Raw genomic sequence first — 21,513 nt, 5'->3', positions numbered from 1 at the left:
CAATGCATCGCCCCACTGTCGTGGCTACGCCTCAGCCCATTAACCTTCTGGGCATGGATAGTGCCGCCCTGACCGACCTCGTCGGCCAGTGGGGTGGCAAGCCCTTCCGTGCCCGGCAGCTTCAGAGATGGATACATCAGCGGGGCGCTGATTCCTTCGATAGCATGACGGACCTTGCGCGCAGTTTTCGGCAACAGCTTGCCGAAAACTGCGTCATCCAGGCGCCTACTGTGTCGACCGAACATGTATCGGCAGACGGTACGCGCAAGTGGCTGTTTGACGTAGGCCGCAATAATGCGGTCGAAACGGTATTTATTCCTGAAGACGATCGTGGCACCTTGTGTCTCTCCAGCCAGGCTGGGTGCACTGTGGCGTGCCCGTTCTGTTCGACCGGTTATCAGGGCTTTAATCGCAACCTCACCAGCGCCGAGATCATTGGCCAGCTATGGCATGCCAAGCGCGTGCTTGAGGCCGATAGAAGCAGTGCACGCATTGGCGTAACAGGCGATCAGCCTGCGCCTGACCGCGTTATCAGTAATGTGGTCATGATGGGTATGGGAGAGCCGCTGCTCAATTATGACCAGCTGGTTGGTGCCTTGCGGCTGATGCTTGATGATCATGCTTACGGTTTGTCACGCAGGCGGGTCACGGTATCAACCTCGGGTGTTGTACCCATGATCGATCGGCTCGCTCGTGACTGCCCTGTTGCGCTTGCCGTATCGCTGCATGCCGGTAACGACACGCTGCGCGACAGGCTGGTGCCGCTAAACCGCAAGCACCCCATTGCCGAGCTGCTTGATGCGTGCAATCGATACCTTGAGTATGCACCTCGCGATTTCATTACCTTCGAATACATTATGCTCGATGGTGTCAACGACACTGACGAGCATGCTAAAGAACTCATCGCCATCGCCGGACGGATCCGGTGTAAATTTAATCTGATACCCTTTAACCCATTTCCCCAGTCGGGGCTTAAGCGCTCGCCGCCAGTTCGCGTGCGTTTGTTTGCGCAGCGGCTCATGGACGCAGGTGTCATCACAACAGTACGCAAGACGCGTGGTGATGACATTGCTGCCGCCTGTGGGCAGCTTGCCGGTGAAGTCAGCGATCGCACTCGCATTAATGAGCGCCTTCCAGACCGGGCCGTTATCGCCATCAATCAGGAGCGTGGATGAATCTGCCGTTGCCTAAAGAAGAAGCACAGCCCGGCGTGTCAAGCCCAGGTGTTCCCGTTGGTAGCGTTTTGCCTGGACGCACAGCTGAAAGGCTCGATGGCGCAGAGCCATCCGAGGTCGTTGTGTTAGCTGGTTCACCCCTTGCCTCGCAAGAGGGCGGTCAGGGTGTGGGCAGTACCTTGCAAGGTATTCGAGAGGCCAAACGTATTTCGCGCAATGAGGCTTCTGCCCGTGTCAAATACTCCGTTCGTCAGATTGAAGCACTTGAAACCGAGCAATGGGGTCGCCTCCCCGGTGGTGCTGCGTTACGTGGGTTTGTAAAAAATTACAGTCGTTATCTTGGTGCCGATGTTGATGCCTTGCTGATTATGCTCGACGATCAGGCCGGTACCGAAGGCATCAGGGCTGCAACGACCTCAACCGCTGGGGTTCAGGCTGCCCCCATGGGGCCGGCTGAAATGCCTTTGCATGGTGAGGCTGTGCGCCGCCCATGGGGTTGGCTGGTCATTATTCTTGTTTTGTTATTCGTGGCCGGTTTTTATGCCGTCGAGCGGGGCTGGGTGCCTGACTCCTGGCTCGTGTTCGACTGGCTCAAATCGCTAAAATCATGACTTATACATTGCGCCAACAGACATCTGGCAATCCAACTTCTATCGGGGCCGCTCCTCGGCGTTCTACGCGTCCCGCTATTGTGCGGTGGGGAGGCAAGGCTGTGCAGATAGGGGGCGGTGCCCCCGTTGTTGTGCAGTCCATGACCAACACCGACACTGCCGATGCCAAAGCGACAGCCCAGCAGGTATGGGATCTTGCGCAGGCAGGATCAGAGCTGGTGCGCATTACGGTAAACACCCCTGAGGCTGCCCAGCAAGTTCCTGTTATACGCGACTTGCTCGACCGGATGAATATGTCGGTGCCGCTGGTTGGTGACTTCCATTACAACGGGCATAAATTGCTGGGTCAGTTTCCTGAGTGCGCTCAGGCCCTGTCAAAATACCGTATCAACCCCGGCAACATGGGCGGTGGCAAAAAGCGTGATGATAACTTCGCGCAGATGATCGAAGTGGCCTGCCGCTACGAAAAGCCTGTGCGAATCGGCGTCAATTGGGGAAGCCTTGACCATGAGCTCATGGCGCGCATGATGGATGAAAACAACGCGCGCTCCCAGCCTTGGGATGCCCAGGCGGTCATGCGCGAGGCGTTGGTTGTATCTGCCATCACCAATGCCCACCGGGCCGAAGAGTTGGGTCTGTCGCCAAATGCCATTGTGCTGTCATGCAAGGTCAGCCATGTGCAAGACTTGATTACCGTCTACAAAGACCTGTCATCGCGTTGCGATTACCCCCTGCATTTGGGGTTGACCGAGGCAGGCATGGGTAGCAAGGGTATTGTTGCCTCAACAGCAGCGCTATCGGTGCTGCTGCAGCAGGGCATTGGCGATACGATCCGTATTTCGCTGACGCCAGAGCCTGGCGGCGACCGTCGGCGAGAAGTGATTGTTGCCCAAGAAATTTTGCAAACCATGGGCCTGCGTGCCTTTACCCCCATGGTGGTCGCATGCCCAGGGTGTGGTCGCACCAGCAGTACCTTCTTTCAGGAACTGGCTGACAGCATTCAGACCTTTTTGCGCGACCAGATGCCTGCATGGAAAACACGCTACCCTGGCGTTGAGTCCATGAATGTGGCTGTCATGGGCTGTGTTGTCAATGGGCCGGGCGAAAGCCGCCATGCCGATATTGGCATCAGTTTGCCGGGCACGGGCGAGGTGCCTTCTGCTCCGGTTTTTATCGATGGTCAACGTACGGTCACCCTGAAAGGCGATAACATCGCACAAGAATTTCAGGCAATTGTCGAAAATTATGTTGCGCGTCGTTATGGCGCCAGCACTCAAACTACTGACTGTGGCTGATCAGGTTACAAGAAGCACTACACGAAGCAAAGCAACATGACCCAAACCTTTAAAAAGGTTCGTGCCCTTACTGGCATGAAAGACGTATTACCCGACGAGAGTGCCTCATGGGAATCGCTTGAAGCGACCGTGCGCGACTGGCTGGGCTCGTATGGATACCGCAACATGCGTACGCCGGTGCTCGAACATACCCGGCTTTTCGCTAGGGGCATCGGTGAGGTAACCGATATCGTCGAGAAGGAGATGTACTCCTTCACCGATGCACTCAATAACGAGCAGCTAACCATGCGGCCCGAGTTTACGGCTGGTATGGTGCGTGCGTGCATCGAACACAATTTGCTGTACGAGCGGCCACATCGCGTCTGGGCCATGGGCCCGGTATTTCGCCATGAAAAGCCGCAGCGTGGCCGCTACCGCCAGTTTCACCAGATTGATGTCGAAGCATTGGGGTTTGCCGGCCCAGACATCGACGCAGAGCTCATCATCATGCTTGGCCGTCTCTGGAAAACGCTCGGTCTGAACGACATCAGGCTAGAGATGAATTCGCTCGGGCAGGCCGACGAGCGTGCCGCGCATCGTGATGCCCTGGTTCGCCATCTTGAACGGCACAAGAGCGTGCTTGATGACGAAGCCCAGCGACGTATGCATACTAACCCTCTGCGTGTGTTAGATACCAAAAACCCCGCCATGCAAGAAATGGCAAACGCCGCGCCACGTCTGTTTGATTTTCTCGGTAGCGAGTCGCGTGCGCATTTTGATGGCGTATGCCAGCGTTTGGCCGATGCGGGTATCGCCTACACGCTCAACACCCGTTTGGTGCGTGGGCTCGACTACTACAACCTCACCGTATTTGAGTGGGTAACTGACCGCCTCGGCGCCCAGGGTACCGTATGCGGCGGGGGGCGCTATGACGGCCTGATCGAATTGCTCGGCGGCAAGCCGGCTCCAGCCGTTGGCTTCGCCATCGGTATGGAAAGGTTGCTCGACCTGTGTACGCAATCGGCGGTCGAGGTTGAGCAAAGCGAGTGTGACGTTTATATGGTGCACCAAGGCGCCGACGCCCAACGTATGGCTGCTCAGTTGGCCGAGCGCTTGCGCGATGGCGGATTGCGTGTCATTGTTCATGCCGGCCCGGGTAGCTTCAAGGCGCAGTTCAAGCGCGCAGACGGTAGCGGGGCGCGTGTAGCCGTCATTCTTGCGGCTGACGAACTCGCGGCGGGTAGTGCCAGCGTCAAATGGCTGCGCGCCACAGACGATGACACACAGCCGCAACAAGAAACGATTCCATTCGATTGTCTGGTAACAGAGTTGAAATTAAAGGTTTGAGCCGATGGCATACGATTTAGAAGAACAGGAAAAACTCGACGCGTTGCGTGCCTGGTGGGAGCGCTACGGTACGCTGTGCGTTGTGATCGCGTTTGTGATTGCTGCCAGTGTCGCCGGGTGGCGTGGCTGGCAATGGTATCAAGGGCATCAGGCAAGCCAGGCCATGGGGTATTACGAAGCGCTTGAGAATGCAGCGACGCAAGATGGTGATGATGCCATTACCCGCGTTCAGGCAGCTAGCCAGACCTTGCGCGACGACTTCGCCGGTTCTGGTTACGCGGTGCGTGGTGCGCTCGTTGCCGCTGAGTCGCTGCGCCGACGCGGTGAGCTTGACGCTGCCCGAGCCCAGTTAGAGTGGGTGGTGGCCAAAAGTGGCGATGCGGCGCTCATCCCGCTTGCGCGCTTGCGTTTAGCCGGCATTATGCTGGATCAAAAAAAATACGACGAAGCGCTGTCACAGCTTGATAATGCTCCGTCTTCATTTGCTGGCCTGTATGCTGACAGGCGTGGCGACATTCTGTTTGCGCAGGGTAAAAAAGACGAAGCCCATGCCGCGTGGGAAAATGCCCTCAAATTGTTGGGCACTGATCCTTTGACTCAGATTGTCCAACTTAAAATCGATGCTTTGGGTGAGGCCTGACCTATGTCCATTTCGCTTACACGTGGTGTGATCCGCAGCGCCCTTCTTGCGCTTAGCCTGACAGCGCTGGCAGGCTGCTCGATGTTCTCAAGTTCCGATAAGCGTTACGAACCAGCGCCGCTTACCGAATATTCGGCAGGCGTTTCGGCTTCCATCGCCTGGACAGCGTCTGTCGGCAGCGGCGGCGGTTATGGGTTCGCACCTACCTTGGTTGGTAACTCCGTTTTTGCGGCGGCTGCCAGTGGAAGCGTTGTAAAAATTGATCTGGGTTCAGGCGCAGTTCAATGGCAGGCAAATGCCGGCAGCAAGCTTGCCGCAGGCGCAGGCTCAGACGGTGACACCACAGCGGTTGCAAGTAAGGATGGCGCTGTCATTGCCTTTGATGCACAGGGCGTCGAGAAATGGCGTGCACAGGCTTCTAGCGCCGTGCAGATCCCTCCCGTGGTAGGAGCAGGTGTTGTGGTGGTGCGTAGCAGCGACTACCGCATACAGGCGTTTGACGCCGCCACAGGTGAAGTGCTCTGGAACGTGCAGCGGCCCGGCCCTGCGCTGGCGCTTAAAACCAATATGCAAATGCGCATTGTTGATGGCTACCTCATTTCTGGGTTACCCAACGGTCGTCTCATTGTCATCGATATCGCCTCAGGTAACGTGCAATGGGAGGGCGCCGTGGCCGTGTCTCAAGGCGCGACAGACCTCGAGCGCATACGTGATGTGGTTGGTGCTCCTCAGATACAAGGGCCTTTGTTGTGCGGCGTGGCATATCAAGGGCGTATTGCGTGCTTCGACCTGTCTCAGGGGGGGGCGCCATTGTGGGAAAAACGATTCTCCAGCTTTACGGGTATGACAATGGATGGCCAACAGGCATACGCCGCCGATAGCCGCGGCGTTGTCCATGCATTTGCGCTGGCTGATGGCCATGAGGTATGGAAACAAAATGCGTTGCTTAACCGCAGCTTGACGCAGCCTGCAGTTGTTTCGCAGGCCGTGGCGGTTGGCGATATAGAGGGCTATGTACATTTTCTCGCCCGTAGCGATGGGCATCTGCTCGGTCGCGTACGTGTTGGTGGCGGCGCACTCGTGTCGCCCCTCACTGCTACCCCACGTGGGGTGCTGGTGCAAACCGGTGATGGCAAACTCGTCATGGTTGGTGTCAATTGAGTTCTATTTTGTTTAAACCGGTTGTTGCTCTGGTCGGGCGTGCCAATGTAGGCAAATCCACACTCTTCAACCGAATAACCCGTTCGCGAGCTGCTCTGGTCGCCAACATTCCGGGCCTGACGCGTGATCGTCACTACGGCGAGGGTCGGGTGGGTGATCATCCGTTTATTGCCGTAGATACCGGCGGGTTCGAGCCGGTGGCCAAAGACGGCATACTCCTCGAAATGGCGCGCCAAACTGAGCAGGCTATTGCCGAAGCTGATGTCGTGATCTTTCTGGTCGACGCGCGAGCAGGCGTCAATGCGCATGACCACGAAATTGCCCGCCTCTTGCGTAAAAGCGGGCAGCGTGTTTTTCTGGCCGTCAACAAGGCTGAAGGCATGCGTTACGGTTCGGTCACGGCAGAGTTTCATGAACTCGGGCTTGGCGAGCCTCACCCCATTTCGGCATCGCACGGTGATGGCGTTGTAGATCTGATCGAATTGGCTCTCGCTGATTTTGAGACGCTGCCCAGTAATGAGGACGTCAACACATTTGCTGTCGACGACAACGATCCGAGTGAGATGCATGACACACAGGGTCAAGCCCCGTCGGGTGAGGTAGTACTCATCGACGCCGATGGCAACCCCATGCCTGAAGCTGCTGAAGCCTCAAAGACAACTAAAGATGCGAAGGTAGACCCGCACCATCGCGTCAAGCTGGCTATTGTGGGGCGGCCCAACGTAGGGAAGTCCACACTGATCAATACGCTGTTGGGTGAAGAGCGCGTCATTGCGTTCGACATGCCGGGCACGACGCGCGACGCCATTGAGATCGAATTTGAACGAGGTGGCGTTGAATATACGCTTATTGACACAGCCGGCTTAAGACGCCGCGGCAAGGTATTTGAAACCGTAGAAAAATTCTCGGTTATCAAAACACTGCAGGCCATTGAGGCAAGCAATGTCGTTGTGCTCATGCTTGATGCGGAAAACGGCATATCTGATCAAGATGCCCATATTGCTGGTTTCGTGCTGGAGACTGGGCGGGCGCTGGTTGTCGCCATCAATAAATGGGACGCCATAGACAGCGAGCAGCGTGAGCTTACCCAGCGCGAATTTGATCGCAAATTACGGTTTCTGTCATTTGCGCGTATGCATACGACGTCGGCAATCAAAGGTCAGGGGGTTAACGCCTTGCTCAAGTCGGTTAACGCGGCCCATGCAGCCGCCTTCGCCAAGCTGTCGACGCCAAAGCTGACCAGGGTGCTGCAGGCTGCGGTTGAACAACAGCCTCCGCCGCGTAAGGGCATTTTCCGTCCGAAAATGCGATATGCACACCAGGGTGGTCAGAATCCGCCGCTTATCGTGGTGCATGGCAATGCCTTAGATGCGATTTCCGAATCGTATCGTCGTTATCTTGAAACGCGCTTCCGTACAGAGTTCAAACTGGATGGCACGCCGTTGCGAATTGAATTCAAATCTTCGCATAATCCATACATACAGGGGCAAAAGTGAGCCGTTTCTGGAGTGATCATGTGTCGAGCCTGTCCCCCTATGTCGCAGGGGAGCAGCCGCGAGTGCCAGACCTGCTCAAGCTCAATACCAATGAGAACCCCTACGGGCCCTCGCCCAAGGCTTTGCAGGCCATTACGCAGGCGGTAGGCAACCGTCTGAGGCTTTATCCCGACAACGAGAGCAAAGCACTGCGTGAGGCCGTTGCGGCCCTGCATGGTATTGATGCCGCGCAGGTGTTCGTTGGTAATGGGTCTGATGAAGTGCTGGCTCACGTTTTCAATGGTTTGTTTCGCCGGGCAGGGCGCACGTTGCTCATGCCCGACGTTACCTACAGTTTTTATCGCACGTATTGTGTGCTTTATGATATTGACGTCCAGCTTGTACCGCTTACTGATGATTTTTCCATTTGCGCGTCCGACTACACCTTGGCAGGTGGCAATGCGCCTGCTGGCATCATTTTCGCCAACCCCAATGCGCCGACGGGTATAGCCATGCCATTGTCTGACATCGAGGCGATTGCACGTGCCAACCCCGATACTCCAGTGGTGGTTGACGAGGCTTATGTCGATTTTGGCGCTGAGTCCGCTTCGACGTTGCTTGGCCAGTATGACAACATCTTGGTTATTCACACCATGTCGAAATCGCGTTCGCTGGCGGGCTTGCGTGTGGGGTTTGCCATGGGCAGCCCAGAAATAATCAATGGCTTAAATCGTATAAAAGATAGTTTTAACTCTTACCCACTTGATAGCCTGGCTCAGGTAGCTGCAGTTGCTGCCATTCAAGACACAGCCTACTTTGATAGCACTCGGCATGCCATCATGCAGGCGCGCCAGGTGCTTATCAAACGGTTGGCTGGGCTGGGTTTCGACGTACTGCCTAGTGCGGCAAATTTTGTATTTGCCCGGCACCCGCACCATGATGCATTTGGCTTAAGCCAGGCCCTTCGCGAGCGTAATATTCTGGTTCGGCATTTTGAAAATCAGCGAATTGATCAATTTCTTCGTATTACTGTTGGAACTCCTGAAGAGTGTGAGCGTCTATGTATCAACCTGGCCGAAATCTGTCAGTAATTTGCTGATTCCCCCGGGTAGTGGGTATTTTTTTCCAGCTGATCGTGCGATCATCGGGAAAACCCTGTAAAGTAGAACTTTCACCAAACCATTTCAATAACAAATTGGAGCCTAGCCAATGAGCAACAAAGGGCAAACACTACAAGATCCATTTCTAAACGCCCTGCGCAAAGATCACGTACCCGTATCCATTTATCTGGTCAACGGTATCAAACTGCAGGGACAGGTTGAATCTTTTGACCAATATGTAGTGCTTTTACGCAATACCGTAACCCAAATGGTGTACAAGCACGCGATTTCGACGGTCGTACCCGCGCGTCCCGTCAATTTTCAAGTAGATGACTCTGCTGAATAATTTTCGCCATATCTTTACCGAAACACCCGCCACGCATTCAGCGTCGGCGGGTATTTCGTTTGTGCAGCTGCCATGAAAGCACTCGTCATCAGTGTCGATCTTGGCGGCCTCGATTATCAGCCTCATGTGGAAGAGTTTCTTATGCTCGCCAAGGGGGCGGGTGCCGACATCGTAGGCACCGTGGGGGCACGTCGTGCGCGGCCCGATGCCAAGTATTTCATTGGTTCGGGCAAGGTCGAAGAGGCTTTGCTGCAGGCTGATGAGGGCGAGGCCGAAATTATTTTGTTCGACCAACCCCTGTCACCCGCGCAGCAACGTAACCTCGAGCGCAAGCTAAATCGCAGGGTTGTTGATCGCGTAGCGCTGATTCTCGATATTTTTGCGTTGCGCGCCAAAAGTCACGAAGGCAAGCTGCAGGTAGAGCTTGCACAGTTGCAGCATCTTTCCACCCGTCTTACCCGCATGTGGACCCACCTGGAGCGTCAGCAGGGGGGTATAGGCACACGCGGCCCGGGCGAGGCACAGATCGAGCTTGACCGCCGCATGATTGGCGATCGTGTAAAGCTGTTGCGCTCGCGTCTTGACCGTGTGCAGCGCCAACGGGCAACACAGCGGCGTGCACGCGCACGAGGCAACACGCTGTCGGTGTCGCTCGTCGGTTATACCAACTCGGGCAAATCAACACTTTTTAATGCGCTTACGCGGGCAGACGCCTATGCGGCTGACCAGTTGTTTGCGACGCTTGACACAACAACCCGACGCATTTGGATCGAAGGTGCAGGTCAAGTGGTTATCTCTGATACCGTGGGCTTCATTCGCGACTTACCGCCCACACTTATTGCTGCATTCCGCGCCACGCTTGAAGAAACCGTGCAGGCCGACTTGCTTTTGCACGTCGTCGATGCAGCCAGTCCGCAGCGTGACGAACAAGTGATAGAAGTCAATAAAGTATTGGCTGATATCGGAGCCGACGACATTCCGCGCATACTCGTCTACAACAAAATCGACATGGCAGGATATGAACCCCGTGTAGAACGTGACGAACATGGTACGATTGCACGAGTTTTTGTCGGCGCCCTCAATCGCCTAGGGCTGGATGGTTTGCGCGAGGCAATTGTCGAAACAGGTCATATCGCAGGAAACAATGCGTTCAATATCGAAAATCTACAATCTGAATGATCCCGGTTGGGGGCGTGGCAACAATAATGATGCTGAGCCCCCCCGCAAGCCTGGCAATAAAGAAGGCCCGCCTGATCTCGATGAGGTCTGGCGTGACTTTAATAATCGCCTGGGCTCGCTGTTTGGTCGCAAGCCCAAACGTGGCGGCAATTTCGGTGGTGGCCCCGGTTCGCCCGGTGGCGGCTTGCAATTGCCCAAAGGCTCACCCAAATTTATCGCGGTCATCGTTGCCATCATTGTGGGTCTCTGGCTTGCCAGCGGCTTCGTGATCGTCCAAGAAGGGCAGGTGGCTGTAATTACCAAGTTTGGCAAGTACACCAAGACGCTGAATCCTGGCTTGCAGTGGCGTATGCCGTACCCAATCGAAGCCGACCAAATGGTCAATATTTCGCAATTGCGTACTTTCGAAGTGGGTTTCCGCGGCACGGCACGCAATAAGGTGCTGGGCGAATCGTTGATGCTAACCTTCGATGAAAATATCGTCGACCTGCAATTCGTGGTGCAGTATCGCTTGATGCCCGAAGGTGCGCCCGACTATCTCTTCAAGACGAGCCAGCCTGATGAGTCGGTACGCCAGGCAGCCGAAACGGCCATGCGCGAGGTCGTCGGTAAAAAGCCCATGGATTTCGTGCTGTACTCCGGACGTACTGAAGTAGCGTCCGAAGTGCAAACCCTTGCGCAGCGCATTCTCGATCGTTACCAGACCGGCATACAGATCAGCACGGTGGCTATCCAAAACGTGCAACCACCTGAGCAGGTTCAGGCCGCATTTGATGACGCCGTCAAGGCTGGTCAGGATCGCGAGCGCCAGATCAACGAAGGTAATGCTTATGCCAACAAGGTATTGCCTGAAGCTCAAGGCCAGGTAGCTCGCATGGTTCAGGAAGCTGAAGGTTATCGCGCCACGGTTATTGGGGATGCTACAGGTGATACCTCACGTTTCAGCAGTATTGAAGCTGAGTATGCCGCCGCACCCGAAATTACGCGTGAACGTCTGTACCTCTCTACCATGAGCCAGATACTCAAGGACAGCAGCAAAATCATGATTGACTCGGAGGCCAGTAATAACATGCTGTATCTGCCCCTAGACAAGATTATGGGTCAGGTTGCACAGGGAAATAGCCCCAGTAGCAGTGGTTCAGTTGAGACCACTTCTGGAGCCGCTGCAGCTACGCAGTCGTCTTCCTCGTCTTCCTCGTCCTCTAACCAGGCGGCAGCAGGCACTAACCGAGCTTCGGGCAGCACCGGCACCACACCGGCCAGATCACTCTCAGTGAATCCGTATTCGCGCTAGGAGGCCCGTATGCAACGATTATTTCCCGCTTTGGTAGGCCTTGTCATTGTCCTGGCCGTACTTTCTTCTTGCGTTTTTGTTGTGCGCGAGCGTGATGCTGCCCTGCTTTTTGCTCTGGGTGAAGTCCGCGACACAATTGTAGAACCAGGCCTTTATTTTAAATTTCCTCCGCCTTTCGAAAATGTGGTGCGCTTGGATAAGCGTTTGCAGACCATTGAAAACAATGATCCTGAGCGCATCCAGACGGCTGAGAAAAAGAACTTGCTCATTGACTCCTACGTCAAGTGGCGCATTGATGATCCCCGGCTGTTTTACGTGACATTTGGTGCCAACGACCGGGCTGCTGTTGAGCGTCTGACAGCGCAGATTCGTGATGCACTGAACGCTGCAGTTAACGTTCGCACTGTCAAAGAAGTTGTCGCTACTCAGCGTGACGAGATCATGCGTGAAATTCTCGAAAACGTCGCCCGTCGTGCTGAGCCGCTTGGTGTCCACGTTACCGACGTTCGCTTGCGCCGTATTGATTTTGCGCCCGAGATTTCTGAATCGGTTTATCGGCGTATGGAAGCCGAGCGCAAGCAGGAGGCTAACCGGCTTCGTGCAACTGGCGCTGCCGACAGCGAGCGCATCCGCGCCCAGGCTGATCGCGAACGCCAGGAGCTTGTGGCAAATGCTTACGCTGAAGCCCAGAAAATCAAGGGTGAGGGCGATGCCAAGGCAGCAGGTATATATTCTGCGGCCTATGGCAAAAACCCTGATTTCTACAGTTTGTACAAGAGTCTTGAGGGTTACCGCGAGGCGTTCTCTGGCAGCAAGGACACATTGGTGCTAAGCCCCAAATCTGAGTTCTTCAAATACTGGAACTCCGCCCAGGGCAAGCAACCAGCCACACCCTGATCTGCTGTACACGCTGTGAAACAGGGCCAGTAATGGCCCTGTTTCACTTAAGGCGCTACATCGTTTATACTAACGCGTAAGTTTTTGTTTAACCTTTTTCCGCAAGCGACTTGGCGGGCTTACGCCCCGAGTCGCTTTTTGTTTGGCCCGCACCAAATACTCAAGATTCAACAATGTCCACTTGGTTGTTACCCGAAAGTCTGGCCGATATTCTGCCAGCAGAAGCGCGGCGTATTGAAGAGTTGCGTCGTACTCTGCTTGATCTGTACCGTACCTATGGCTTCGAGCTCGTAGCGCCGCCGTTGGTAGAGTATCTTGAGTCCCTGCTTTCGGCTGGGGGCGGTGACCTCAGTCTTCGCACATGCAAGCTGATAGATCAGCTTTCTGGCCGCACCCTTGGCGTTCGTGCTGATATGACGCCACAGGTATCACGCATTGATGCGCATTTGCTCAATCGCGATGGCGTAACGCGTCTGTGTTATTGTGGTTCGGTGCTGCATGCCAAACCTGCAGGCTTGCTGTCAGATCGAGAGTTGCTGCAAATTGGTGCCGAAGTTTTCGGGCATGCAGGCGTTGAGGCCGATATTCAAATTATCGAGCTTGCGCTTGAGAGCGTCAGGCGTGCCGGTGTTCAACTGGCACGTGTCGATCTTAACCACCCAGCCGTGCCGCGCGCCATTATTGATGCAGATCCAGCGTTGGCTGATGCCGCTCAAGAAGTTATTGAGCTTCTCAGTACCAAAGAGGTGCCGGCCATCGTTACGCTCGCGCAGCGATATCCGGGCGTTAGGCCTGACACGGTTCAGGCGCTGGTCACGCTTACTACGCTTTATGGCGACACCAGTGTCATTGCCAGGGCACGCGAAGTCTTGCCGCACTTGCCTGCACTGGACGCCGCGCTTAACGAACTTCAAACCTTGGTGCTGGCCTTGCCGGGGCATGATTTCAGCGTAGACCTTGCTGACATGGGCAGTGGCTACGGCTATCATTCTGGCGTGGTTTTTTCTATTTACGCCAATGGTTGGCACGATGCGCTCGTGCGAGGCGGTAGGTACGATGGGGTGGGGCGCGCATTTGGGCGGGTTCGCCCGGCCACAGGCTTTAGCCTAGACTTGCGCAAGCTTTCTGAAGGGCTGCCACCAGCGCCAGTTGCCAAGGCAATACTGGCTCCCTGGGGTACCGATCCCGCGCTCGCTGAGGCGTTGCGTAATTTGCGGGCAAAAGGCGAAATCGTAGTGCAAATGCTGCCCGGCCAGCCGCCCAGGCTGGATGAATTCTCCGTAGATCGCGAGTTGGTCCAGGAAAACGGAGTATGGACAATAAGGGCGATACACTGATAGTTTGGCTTTCGAACTGCTGTATCGCATAAATTAAACCTGCTTTGGCTTTGGATGTATCAGGCCAATCTTTATTTGATACGTAACATGAGCAAGAACATCGTGGTGATCGGCACCCAATGGGGTGACGAGGGCAAAGGTAAAATCGTCGACTGGCTGGCCGAATCCGCACAAGGCGTGGTTCGTTTCCAGGGCGGCCACAATGCTGGGCATACGCTGTGGATCAACGGTAAAAAAACCGTCTTGCGGTTGATTCCGTCGGGCATCATGCACAACCATGTCGTGTGTTATATCGGCAATGGTGTGGTGTTGTCTCCGCAGGCGCTGTTGCAGGAAATTGCCGAACTCGAAGCCGCTGGCCTCGAAGTGCGCTCACGCCTGCAAATTTCACCAGCCTGCCCATTGATCATGCCTTATCACGTGGCTGTGGACCAGGCACGCGAAGCGCGTAAGGGTGAAGGCAAAATCGGTACAACAGGACGGGGCATTGGCCCAGCCTACGAAGACAAAGTTGCACGCCGCGCACTGCGTGTACAAGATCTTTATGATCCCGCCATTTTCGACGAAAAGCTCGCCGAAGTGCTCGATTATCATAATTTCGTGCTCAGCAATTACCTGGGCGGCAAGCCTTTGTCGGCCGATCAGGTACGTGATGAGGCCATGGCATTGGCACCTCAGCTGGAGCCCATGGTGGCCGATGTTTCCAGCAGTCTGCATGCCGCTCAGAAAACGGGCCACAAACTGCTCTTCGAGGGTGCGCAAGGCGCACTGCTTGATATCGATCATGGCACCTACCCCTTCGTCACCAGCAGCAACTGCGTGGCCGGAGCCGCTTCAGCGGGTGCGGGTGTCGGCCCTCAGGCCCTCAACTATGTGTTGGGCATTGCCAAGGCATACACTACGCGTGTCGGGTCTGGGCCTTTCCCCACTGAGCTGCTTGACGACACCGGAGCGCGTTTGGCTACTGTTGGTAAAGAGTTCGGGTCGGTTACCGGCAGAGCGCGTCGCTGTGGCTGGTTTGATGCTGCGGCCATGAAGCGTTCAGTCATGATTAACGGCATTTCAGGCTTGTGCATCACCAAGCTTGACGTGCTTGATGGCGTTGAGCAGCTCAAGATTGGGGTGGGTTATCGTTACAAGGGCCAATTCCTTGATGTTCTGCCCTATGGCGCCCATGCTGCCGCCGAAGCCGAGCCCGTCCTTGAGGAAATGGCCGGCTGGTCTGAGTCGACCGTAGGCGTTACTGAGTACGACAAGCTGCCGGTCAATGCTCGTCGTTATCTGGAACGTATCGCCGAAGTATGTGAAGTGGCTATTGATATGGTTTCAACGGGGCCTGACCGCCTGGAAACCATTGTGTTGCGCCATCCATTCAAAGGCTGAGCAAACCAGTAGTCGTTGTTAAAACAGGCGCCGTAGTGGCGCCTGTGGCTTTTCTCGCAGGCCATACGGGTTTATGATTACGGCCTTGTAAACAATTTGGAAATAATTGCCATGACCGTGCAACCAAGCACAGAGCGCGACCACTGGGTCAGCTGGGATCAATATCATCGTTGTATCGAACAACTGGCGTTGCAAGTGCACGAGTCTGGCTGGCAATTTGATAAAATTCTCTGTCTGGCGCGTGGCGGTGTGCGTGTGGGTGATGTTCTGTCGCGCATCTATGACATGCCTTTGGGTATATTGGCCACCAGCAGCTATCGTGAGGCAGCCGGCACCCAGCAAGGTGAACTCGACATAGCCCAATTTATTACGATTACGCGCGGTACGCTTGATGGTAAAGTGTTGCTGGTAGACGACATGGTAGATACCGGGCTTACCTTCCGTCGCGTGCGTGATCATCTGGTGAACCAGTTTCCAGCCATTACAGAGCTGCGTACTGCCGTATTATGGTGGAAGGGGCATTCGCAGGCGATTCCCGACTATTTCGTCGAGAAGCTGCCTACAAACCCCTGGATCCATCAACCCTTTGAAGACTACGACAGTATCCGTCCGCATCAGCTCGAATCATGGGTGCGCAAGGGGCAAAGCAACTGAATACGCCTAAGTAAGGCCATTTCGTGCTAAACTCCTTGGTTGTCGTATACCCCGTTAATAATTAACCTGCAAGGCGCAAGATTACATGCCTATAGTTCGTCTGAAAGAAAACGAGCCGTTTGAAGCCGCTCTGCGTCGCTTCAAGCGCACAATCGAAAAAAACGGTCTATTGACCGAGTTGCGTTCGCGCGAATTCTACGAAAAGCCTACGGCTGAGCGTAAGCGTAAGCACGCCGCCGCAGTCAAGCGCCATTACAAACGCATTCGCAGCCAACAACTGCCTCCGCGTATGTATTGATTGATTCCTGAGTCATTTGTTCAGGATCTGCTCGCCCGTGTCGATGTAGTTGACGTCGTCGGGCGATATGTACAGCTGCGCAAGGGCGGAGCCAACTTGCTTGGCTTGTGCCCTTTTCACAATGAAAAATCCCCATCGTTCACTGTCAGTCCTTCCAAGCAGTTCTATCACTGTTTTGGATGCGGAGCCCATGGTAGCGCCATAAGCTTTCTCATGGAGCATACCGGAGCCAGCTTTCCTGAAGCCGTCCGGTCTTTGGCTGCCAGTGCAGGCATGCTTGTGCCTGAAGAACCGCGCAGCCCCAAACAGCGCGCTGCAGATAGCCGTAGAAAGCAAGAAGTGTCACGCCACCAGCAGGTGCTGGATATGGCGCAGGCGCATTATTTGCGTGAGCTAAAGGCTTCTCAGCCGGCTATTCGTTATCTGAAACAACGAGGGCTTACCGGTGAAATAGCGGCAAAGTTCGGCCTGGGCTGGTCTGGTAGTGATCGGCGTGGCTTGGCTACGGTGTTTCCCAATTACGAAGAAGCGATTCTGGTCGAATCGGGTTTGGTCATCGAGGCGGAAGACGGTCGTCGCTACGATCGCTTTCGTGAACGTATTATGTTTCCCATACGCAATACGCGGGGAAGCTTAATAGGTTTTGGCGGTCGGCTTATCCAGAAGGGCGAGCCCAAGTACTTGAATTCTCCCGAAACCAGTTTGTTTTCCAAGGGGCACGAGCTCTATGGGTTGTGGGAAGGGCGTTCAGGCATACGATCCGAAGGTTATGTGCTGGTGGTCGAGGGCTATATGGATGTGGTGGGCTTGGCCCAGCACGGGCTGTGTAATGCTGTGGCCACGTTAGGCACATCAACAACGCCGTTCCATATCCAGAAACTGTTGCGTGTAAGTAATAAGGTCGTGTTCAGTTTTGATGGGGACAAGGCAGGGCGCAAGGCGGCATGGCGGGCGTTGACCACGTGCTTGCCAATGGTGCGCGACGATGTGTCGATGCGCTTTCTGTTTTTGCCCTCTGAACATGATCCTGACTCGTATATACGCGCTTACGGGGCTGATGCGTTTCGGGCGTCTGCCAATGAGGCTGCACCCTTGTCGCGATTTATGCTTGAGGAATTGGCTTCGCACCATGCCATGAACGAAGCAGAGGGCCGGGCCGCATGCGTGCATGAAGCCAAGCCATTGCTTTCGCTGCTGCCTGAGAGCACATTGAGGCTGCAAATCGAGCGTGAGTTCGCACGAATGGTGCAGCTGACGCCCGAGGAGCTGGCAGAAATGTTGCGCGATATGCCAGATCTGGCAGCTGGCGTGACGCCTGGGCATATATCGGCTGTCAGATCGTGGGAGCAGTCACCGGAGTCGGCGCGCGATGGCGTTATGTCGTCGAGCGATGCTGGTAGTGATGGGTATGATGAGCCTCCTGGCTTTATGGAAGACAGCGGCTACGCGGCAGAGGTTAATCTTCCTTATTTTGAGGAAGCGCCGCGGGCACCGCGGGCCAGAGGTGGGCGTAGTCGCAAGACGAGTACTTCGCGTATGGTCACGCCATTGGCCAAGCGTTTGTTGCGTCTGTTGCTGGCTCATCCTGAACTTGTCAGCAACCTTGGCGACCAGCAGCTTGAAATTCTGGAGAATGGCCCCCATCTGGTATTGGTAAGAGACTTGATCACTCTTGCCAATCTGAGTGGAGCACGACACGCAGGTGCATTAATGCAAGCTGCAGATCCGGGCTCGGATCTTGCTGCTGTGCTTGTATCGATCACGCCTGAACTGCTGGGCGAAGAGTTGCCCGACCCTCAGGCTGAGTGGAGCGACGCCATGCATCGTATCGAGCTCGAAGCCATTAAGGCGGAGCAGTCGGCGTTGATTGACGCCGGTCTTAAGGATGAGGTGTCGCGTAAGCGGTATCAAGAATTGACGCGTCGGATTGCATTGTTGCACAGCAATTCAGCGCGACAAAGTGCTGTAAAATAGAAAGTTTCGCGAATTGTAGTTGTATCCAGCCCGCAGCCTCAGGTATGCAGGCCTGCCTGCCATTTCGCCTTGCAAACAAAGTAAGTCAAGGACGGGTTACCAAAACGGAGCAGCCAGGCCCATGTCAGCGTGTTGCGCAAGGTATGACGGCGTTCGCGCGTAAACAAGTTTGCCCTGCGGCATGCACGGCTAATGCCTTTGCATGTCTGCGAACACGGAAGCGACTATGACCAAAGTGACTGGTAACACCCCTCAGGCTGTTGATAAGACAGCAAAGAAAGCGAAATCCCTTGCCGCCACCAAAGGTGTTGACAAGGCAGATGTGCAAGTAGGGGTCAGCGCTGACGCGGCAGGCAGCGTCGCCAAGACCCCGGCGAAAAAAGCTGCGGCTACCAAAACCGCTACGAAAAAAACGGCAGTCAAAAAAGCTGCGCGCAAGACCGTCGCCAAAGCTGGCGAGCCTGTGGCCAAGAAAGCGGTGGGTAGGGTGCCCACCGGGCGCCGTCCGGGGCGTCCAGCCAAAAATGCCAATAATGACTCGGTCGATTTCAACGACGACGACAATGATAATGCTGAGGTAATTCCTGAGCTAAAGCCACTGCCCAAGCGGGGCAAGCGCGCCAAGGGCGAAAAGGATGCGCCGACGCGCAGCCAGATGACGCCTGAAGAGCAAGAGGCCCGCCGCAATCGTCTAAAGATCTTGATCAAGCTGGGTAAAGATCGTGGGTATCTTACCTATGGCGAGATCAATGATCACCTGCCCGATGATCTGGTCGACGCTGAGGCGATCGACGGCATCATCAGCACATTTAGCGACATGGGTATTTCGGTCTACGATCAGGCACCTGACGCAGAAGCGCTGCTCATGAGTGACAACGCTCCCGTTGCAACGAGTGACGACGACGTTGAAGATGAAGCCGACGCCGCACTTACCACTGTTGACTCTGATTTTGGCCGTACGACCGACCCGGTTCGCATGTATATGCGCGAAATGGGCACGGTCGAACTACTTACACGTGAAGGCGAAATCGAAATCGCCAAGCGCATAGAAGACGGGCTCAAGCATATGGTCATGGCGATTGCCGCCTGCCCGACCACGGTCAACGAAATTCTGCAATACGTACAGCGTGTACGCGATGGTGCTGCGCAAATTGATGAGGTCGTTGATGGCCTTGTTGATGAAGACGGCGAAGAATACGCAGGCGCTGGCGTCAGCGCGGGTGAAGATGATGACGGCCCTGCTGGTGGCATGAGCAGCAAGCAGCTCGAACACTTACGCTCAAAGGCGCTCAAAAAGTTTGAAGTCATCAGCGTCTGGTTCGAGAAGATGCGTAAATCGTTTGAGCAAGAGGGCTACAAGGCACCCGTTTACATCGAGTCTCAGGAAGCCATTCTTAATGAGCTCATGGGTGTGCGCTTTACAGCCAAAATGGTTGAAAAACTGGCCGATACGCTGCGTGAGCAAGTTGGTGAGGTGCGCAAGCTTGAACGTGCTGTGCTGCACACGTGTGTAGACAGGGCGGGCATGCCGCGCGCCTATTTCATCAAGGCATTTCCGGGCAACGAGACCAATCTTGACTGGGTTATCGCTGAGGTGGCGGGCAACCACGCCTACTCCGAAACGCTTGAGCGTCACGTTCCGGCTGTTCAAGAACTGCAGCAAAAACTTATTGACCTGCAACGCGCCGTCGTGCTGCCGCTTAAAGACCTCAAAGATGTCAACAAGCGCATGGCAACCGGCGAGGCCAAGGCCCGCAAGGCAAAGCGTGAGATGACAGAGGCCAACTTGCGTCTGGTCATTTCCATTGCTAAAAAGTACACCAACCGCGGCCTGCAGTTTCTTGACCTGATCCAGGAAGGCAATATCGGCTTGATGAAAGCGGTGGACAAGTTTGAGTACCGTCGTGGTTACAAGTTTTCAACTTACGCCACATGGTGGATTCGTCAGGCTATTACACGCTCTATTGCTGACCAGGCGCGCACCATCCGTATTCCGGTTCATATGATTGAAACCATCAACAAAATGAACCGTATTAATCGTCAGATTTTGCAAGAAACCGGTGCCGAACCGGATCCCGCAACGCTGGCTCAAAAAATGGATATGCCCGAAGACAAGGTTCGCAAGATTCTCAAGATTGCTAAAGAGCCCATTTCCATGGAAACGCCAATTGGCGACGACGATGATTCACATTTGGGCGATTTCATCGAAGACACCGGTACGCTGTCGCCTTCTGAATGGGCGCTGCACGGTTCCATGCGCGATGTAGTCAAAGAGGTGCTTGATTCGCTTACACCACGCGAAGCCAAGGTTCTGCGCATGCGTTTCGGTATCGAAATGAGCACAGACCAAACCCTTGAAGAGGTAGGCAAGCAGTTTGATGTGACGCGTGAGCGTATTCGTCAGATTGAGGCCAAGGCATTGCGCAAGTTGCGCCATCCTAGCCGCGCCGACAAGCTCAAGAGCTTTCTCGAAGGGCAGTAGTCTGTCTGTGTTGATTGCGTAAATAAACGGGGCTCTTATGAGCCCCGTTTGCTATGATGCTGAGGTTTTCAGCAAGGGAGCATAAACATGACCCGTACCATCGATCTAAACTGTGACATGGGCGAAAGTTTTGGGGTTTGGACATTGGGTAATGACCTTGAAGTCTTGCCTTATGTCACTTCTGCCAACATTGCCTGTGGGTTTCATGGCGGCGACCCTGGTGTTATGCGGCGCACGGTGGCTGCAGCGTTGAGGCACGGGGTTGCCTTGGGTGCACATCCTGGCCTGCCTGACCTCATGGGTTTCGGCCGCCGCGTCATGGATATCAGCCCGCGCGAAGTCTATGACCTGGTTGTGGTACAGGTGGGCGCGCTGGCGGGGGTGGCGGCCAGTCAGGGAGCAGCCCTGCATCACGTCAAGGCGCATGGTGCACTCTATAACATGGCGTCCAAAAATCGGGAGCTGGCCACGGCTATTGCCCAGGCTGTGCGAGATGTCGACGCTTCGTTGATTCTCTATGCGTTGGCTTCCACAGTACAGGTCGAGGTGGCGCAAGAGCTTGGTTTAGCTGTGGCGCAAGAGGTATTTGCCGACCGCAGTTATCAAAGCGACGGCAGCCTTACACCTCGTAAAGAGCCTGATGCCATGATTGTAGATGCCGATGTGTCGGTCAGGCAGGTGTTGCGCATGGTAGAGCAAGGCAAGGTGGGCACGGTTCAGGGGGAAGACATTGCAGTTTCGCCAGACACCCTCTGTATTCATGGCGATCAGCCCGGCGCCGCCATGTTTGCGCGCACCATACGGCAGGCGCTTGATGAGGCTGGCGTCACGGTAAGGGCTGCCAGAAGCTAATAATTGCGGATGCTGTTCTGGGTTCTGGGTTCTG

The 21,513-nt window shown here is 55.1% G+C and carries 19 protein-coding genes; all 19 read left to right on the top strand.

Annotated elements, in window-relative coordinates; all coding sequences use genetic code 11:
• Positions 1-2 precede the first annotated feature (2 nt).
• The 19 genes from rlmN to FQ179_RS08085 all read left to right on the top strand — a co-directional run bounded on the left by rlmN (position 3) and on the right by FQ179_RS08085 (position 21,479).
• Positions 3-1,175: a 23S rRNA (adenine(2503)-C(2))-methyltransferase RlmN gene (rlmN, locus tag FQ179_RS08175; protein ID WP_370459845.1), complete on the top strand. Its 1,173-nt coding sequence runs from the start codon at positions 3-5 to the stop codon at positions 1,173-1,175.
• Complete coding sequence (locus FQ179_RS08170; protein WP_149396687.1) at positions 1,172-1,786, top strand: RodZ family helix-turn-helix domain-containing protein; 615 nt, start codon at positions 1,172-1,174, stop codon at positions 1,784-1,786. Before rlmN ends, FQ179_RS08170 begins: the two co-directional genes overlap by 4 nt.
• Positions 1,783-3,081 (top strand): flavodoxin-dependent (E)-4-hydroxy-3-methylbut-2-enyl-diphosphate synthase, encoded by a 1,299-nt coding sequence (ispG, locus tag FQ179_RS08165; RefSeq protein ID WP_149396686.1) that lies wholly within the window; start codon positions 1,783-1,785, stop codon positions 3,079-3,081. Before FQ179_RS08170 ends, ispG begins: the two co-directional genes overlap by 4 nt.
• Positions 3,082-3,117: 36 nt before the next feature.
• Positions 3,118-4,407 (top strand): histidine--tRNA ligase, encoded by a 1,290-nt coding sequence (gene hisS / locus FQ179_RS08160; protein ID WP_149396685.1) that lies wholly within the window; start codon positions 3,118-3,120, stop codon positions 4,405-4,407.
• 4 nt (positions 4,408-4,411) lie between these two features.
• Positions 4,412-5,047 carry a tetratricopeptide repeat protein gene (locus FQ179_RS08155; protein ID WP_149396684.1) on the top strand — a complete coding sequence of 212 codons (636 nt, stop codon included), beginning with the start codon at positions 4,412-4,414 and terminating at the stop codon, positions 5,045-5,047.
• A gap of 3 nt (positions 5,048-5,050) precedes the next feature.
• Entirely contained in the window at positions 5,051-6,208 is a 1,158-nt protein-coding gene (bamB, locus tag FQ179_RS08150; protein ID WP_149396683.1) for an outer membrane protein assembly factor BamB, read from the top strand.
• Positions 6,209-6,213: 5 nt separating this feature from the next.
• On the top strand, positions 6,214-7,704 hold the full coding sequence (gene der / locus FQ179_RS08145; RefSeq protein WP_149396973.1) for a ribosome biogenesis GTPase Der: 1,491 nt from the start codon (positions 6,214-6,216) through the stop codon (positions 7,702-7,704).
• Positions 7,701-8,774 carry a histidinol-phosphate transaminase gene (hisC, locus tag FQ179_RS08140; RefSeq protein ID WP_149396682.1) on the top strand — a complete coding sequence of 358 codons (1,074 nt, stop codon included), beginning with the start codon at positions 7,701-7,703 and terminating at the stop codon, positions 8,772-8,774. The genes der and hisC overlap by 4 nt, the downstream gene beginning before the upstream one ends.
• A gap of 118 nt (positions 8,775-8,892) precedes the next feature.
• Complete coding sequence (gene hfq, locus FQ179_RS08135) at positions 8,893-9,129, top strand: RNA chaperone Hfq (protein WP_137237690.1); 237 nt, start codon at positions 8,893-8,895, stop codon at positions 9,127-9,129.
• 72 nt (positions 9,130-9,201) lie between these two features.
• Entirely contained in the window at positions 9,202-10,308 is a 1,107-nt protein-coding gene (gene hflX, locus FQ179_RS08130) for a GTPase HflX (protein ID WP_149396681.1), read from the top strand.
• Positions 10,274-11,602, top strand: coding sequence for an FtsH protease activity modulator HflK (gene hflK / locus FQ179_RS08125; RefSeq protein ID WP_149396680.1), 1,329 nt, complete (start codon positions 10,274-10,276; stop codon positions 11,600-11,602). The genes hflX and hflK overlap by 35 nt, the downstream gene beginning before the upstream one ends.
• A 9-nt stretch (positions 11,603-11,611) precedes the next feature.
• Positions 11,612-12,499 (top strand): protease modulator HflC, encoded by an 888-nt coding sequence (hflC, locus tag FQ179_RS08120; protein WP_149396679.1) that lies wholly within the window; start codon positions 11,612-11,614, stop codon positions 12,497-12,499.
• Between the two features lie 173 nt (positions 12,500-12,672).
• The gene (locus tag FQ179_RS08115) at positions 12,673-13,836 is read left to right on the top strand and encodes an ATP phosphoribosyltransferase regulatory subunit (protein ID WP_149396678.1); all 1,164 of its coding nucleotides are present in this window, start codon (positions 12,673-12,675) and stop codon (positions 13,834-13,836) included.
• Between the two features lie 87 nt (positions 13,837-13,923).
• A complete protein-coding gene (locus tag FQ179_RS08110; RefSeq protein ID WP_188074530.1) occupies positions 13,924-15,219 on the top strand; it encodes an adenylosuccinate synthase in 1,296 nt (431 codons plus the stop codon).
• 111 nt (positions 15,220-15,330) lie between these two features.
• Positions 15,331-15,873, top strand: coding sequence for a phosphoribosyltransferase (locus FQ179_RS08105; RefSeq protein ID WP_149396677.1), 543 nt, complete (start codon positions 15,331-15,333; stop codon positions 15,871-15,873).
• An 85-nt stretch (positions 15,874-15,958) separates the two neighbouring features.
• The gene (gene rpsU, locus FQ179_RS08100; RefSeq protein ID WP_137237684.1) at positions 15,959-16,171 is read left to right on the top strand and encodes a 30S ribosomal protein S21; all 213 of its coding nucleotides are present in this window, start codon (positions 15,959-15,961) and stop codon (positions 16,169-16,171) included.
• A complete protein-coding gene (gene dnaG / locus FQ179_RS08095) occupies positions 16,172-18,145 on the top strand; it encodes a DNA primase (protein ID WP_149396676.1) in 1,974 nt (657 codons plus the stop codon). It begins immediately after the preceding gene.
• Between the two features lie 226 nt (positions 18,146-18,371).
• A complete protein-coding gene (gene rpoD / locus FQ179_RS08090) occupies positions 18,372-20,627 on the top strand; it encodes an RNA polymerase sigma factor RpoD (protein ID WP_149396675.1) in 2,256 nt (751 codons plus the stop codon).
• Between the two features lie 87 nt (positions 20,628-20,714).
• On the top strand, positions 20,715-21,479 hold the full coding sequence (locus tag FQ179_RS08085) for a LamB/YcsF family protein (protein ID WP_149396674.1): 765 nt from the start codon (positions 20,715-20,717) through the stop codon (positions 21,477-21,479).
• Positions 21,480-21,513: the final 34 nt, after the last annotated feature.

The sequence above is a fragment of the Pusillimonas sp. ANT_WB101 genome (assembly GCF_008369125.1).
Lineage (GTDB): Bacteria > Pseudomonadota > Gammaproteobacteria > Burkholderiales > Burkholderiaceae_B > Allopusillimonas.
Note: the sequence above shows the minus strand (reverse complement) of the source record. Positions and strands in the feature narration are given on the sequence as shown.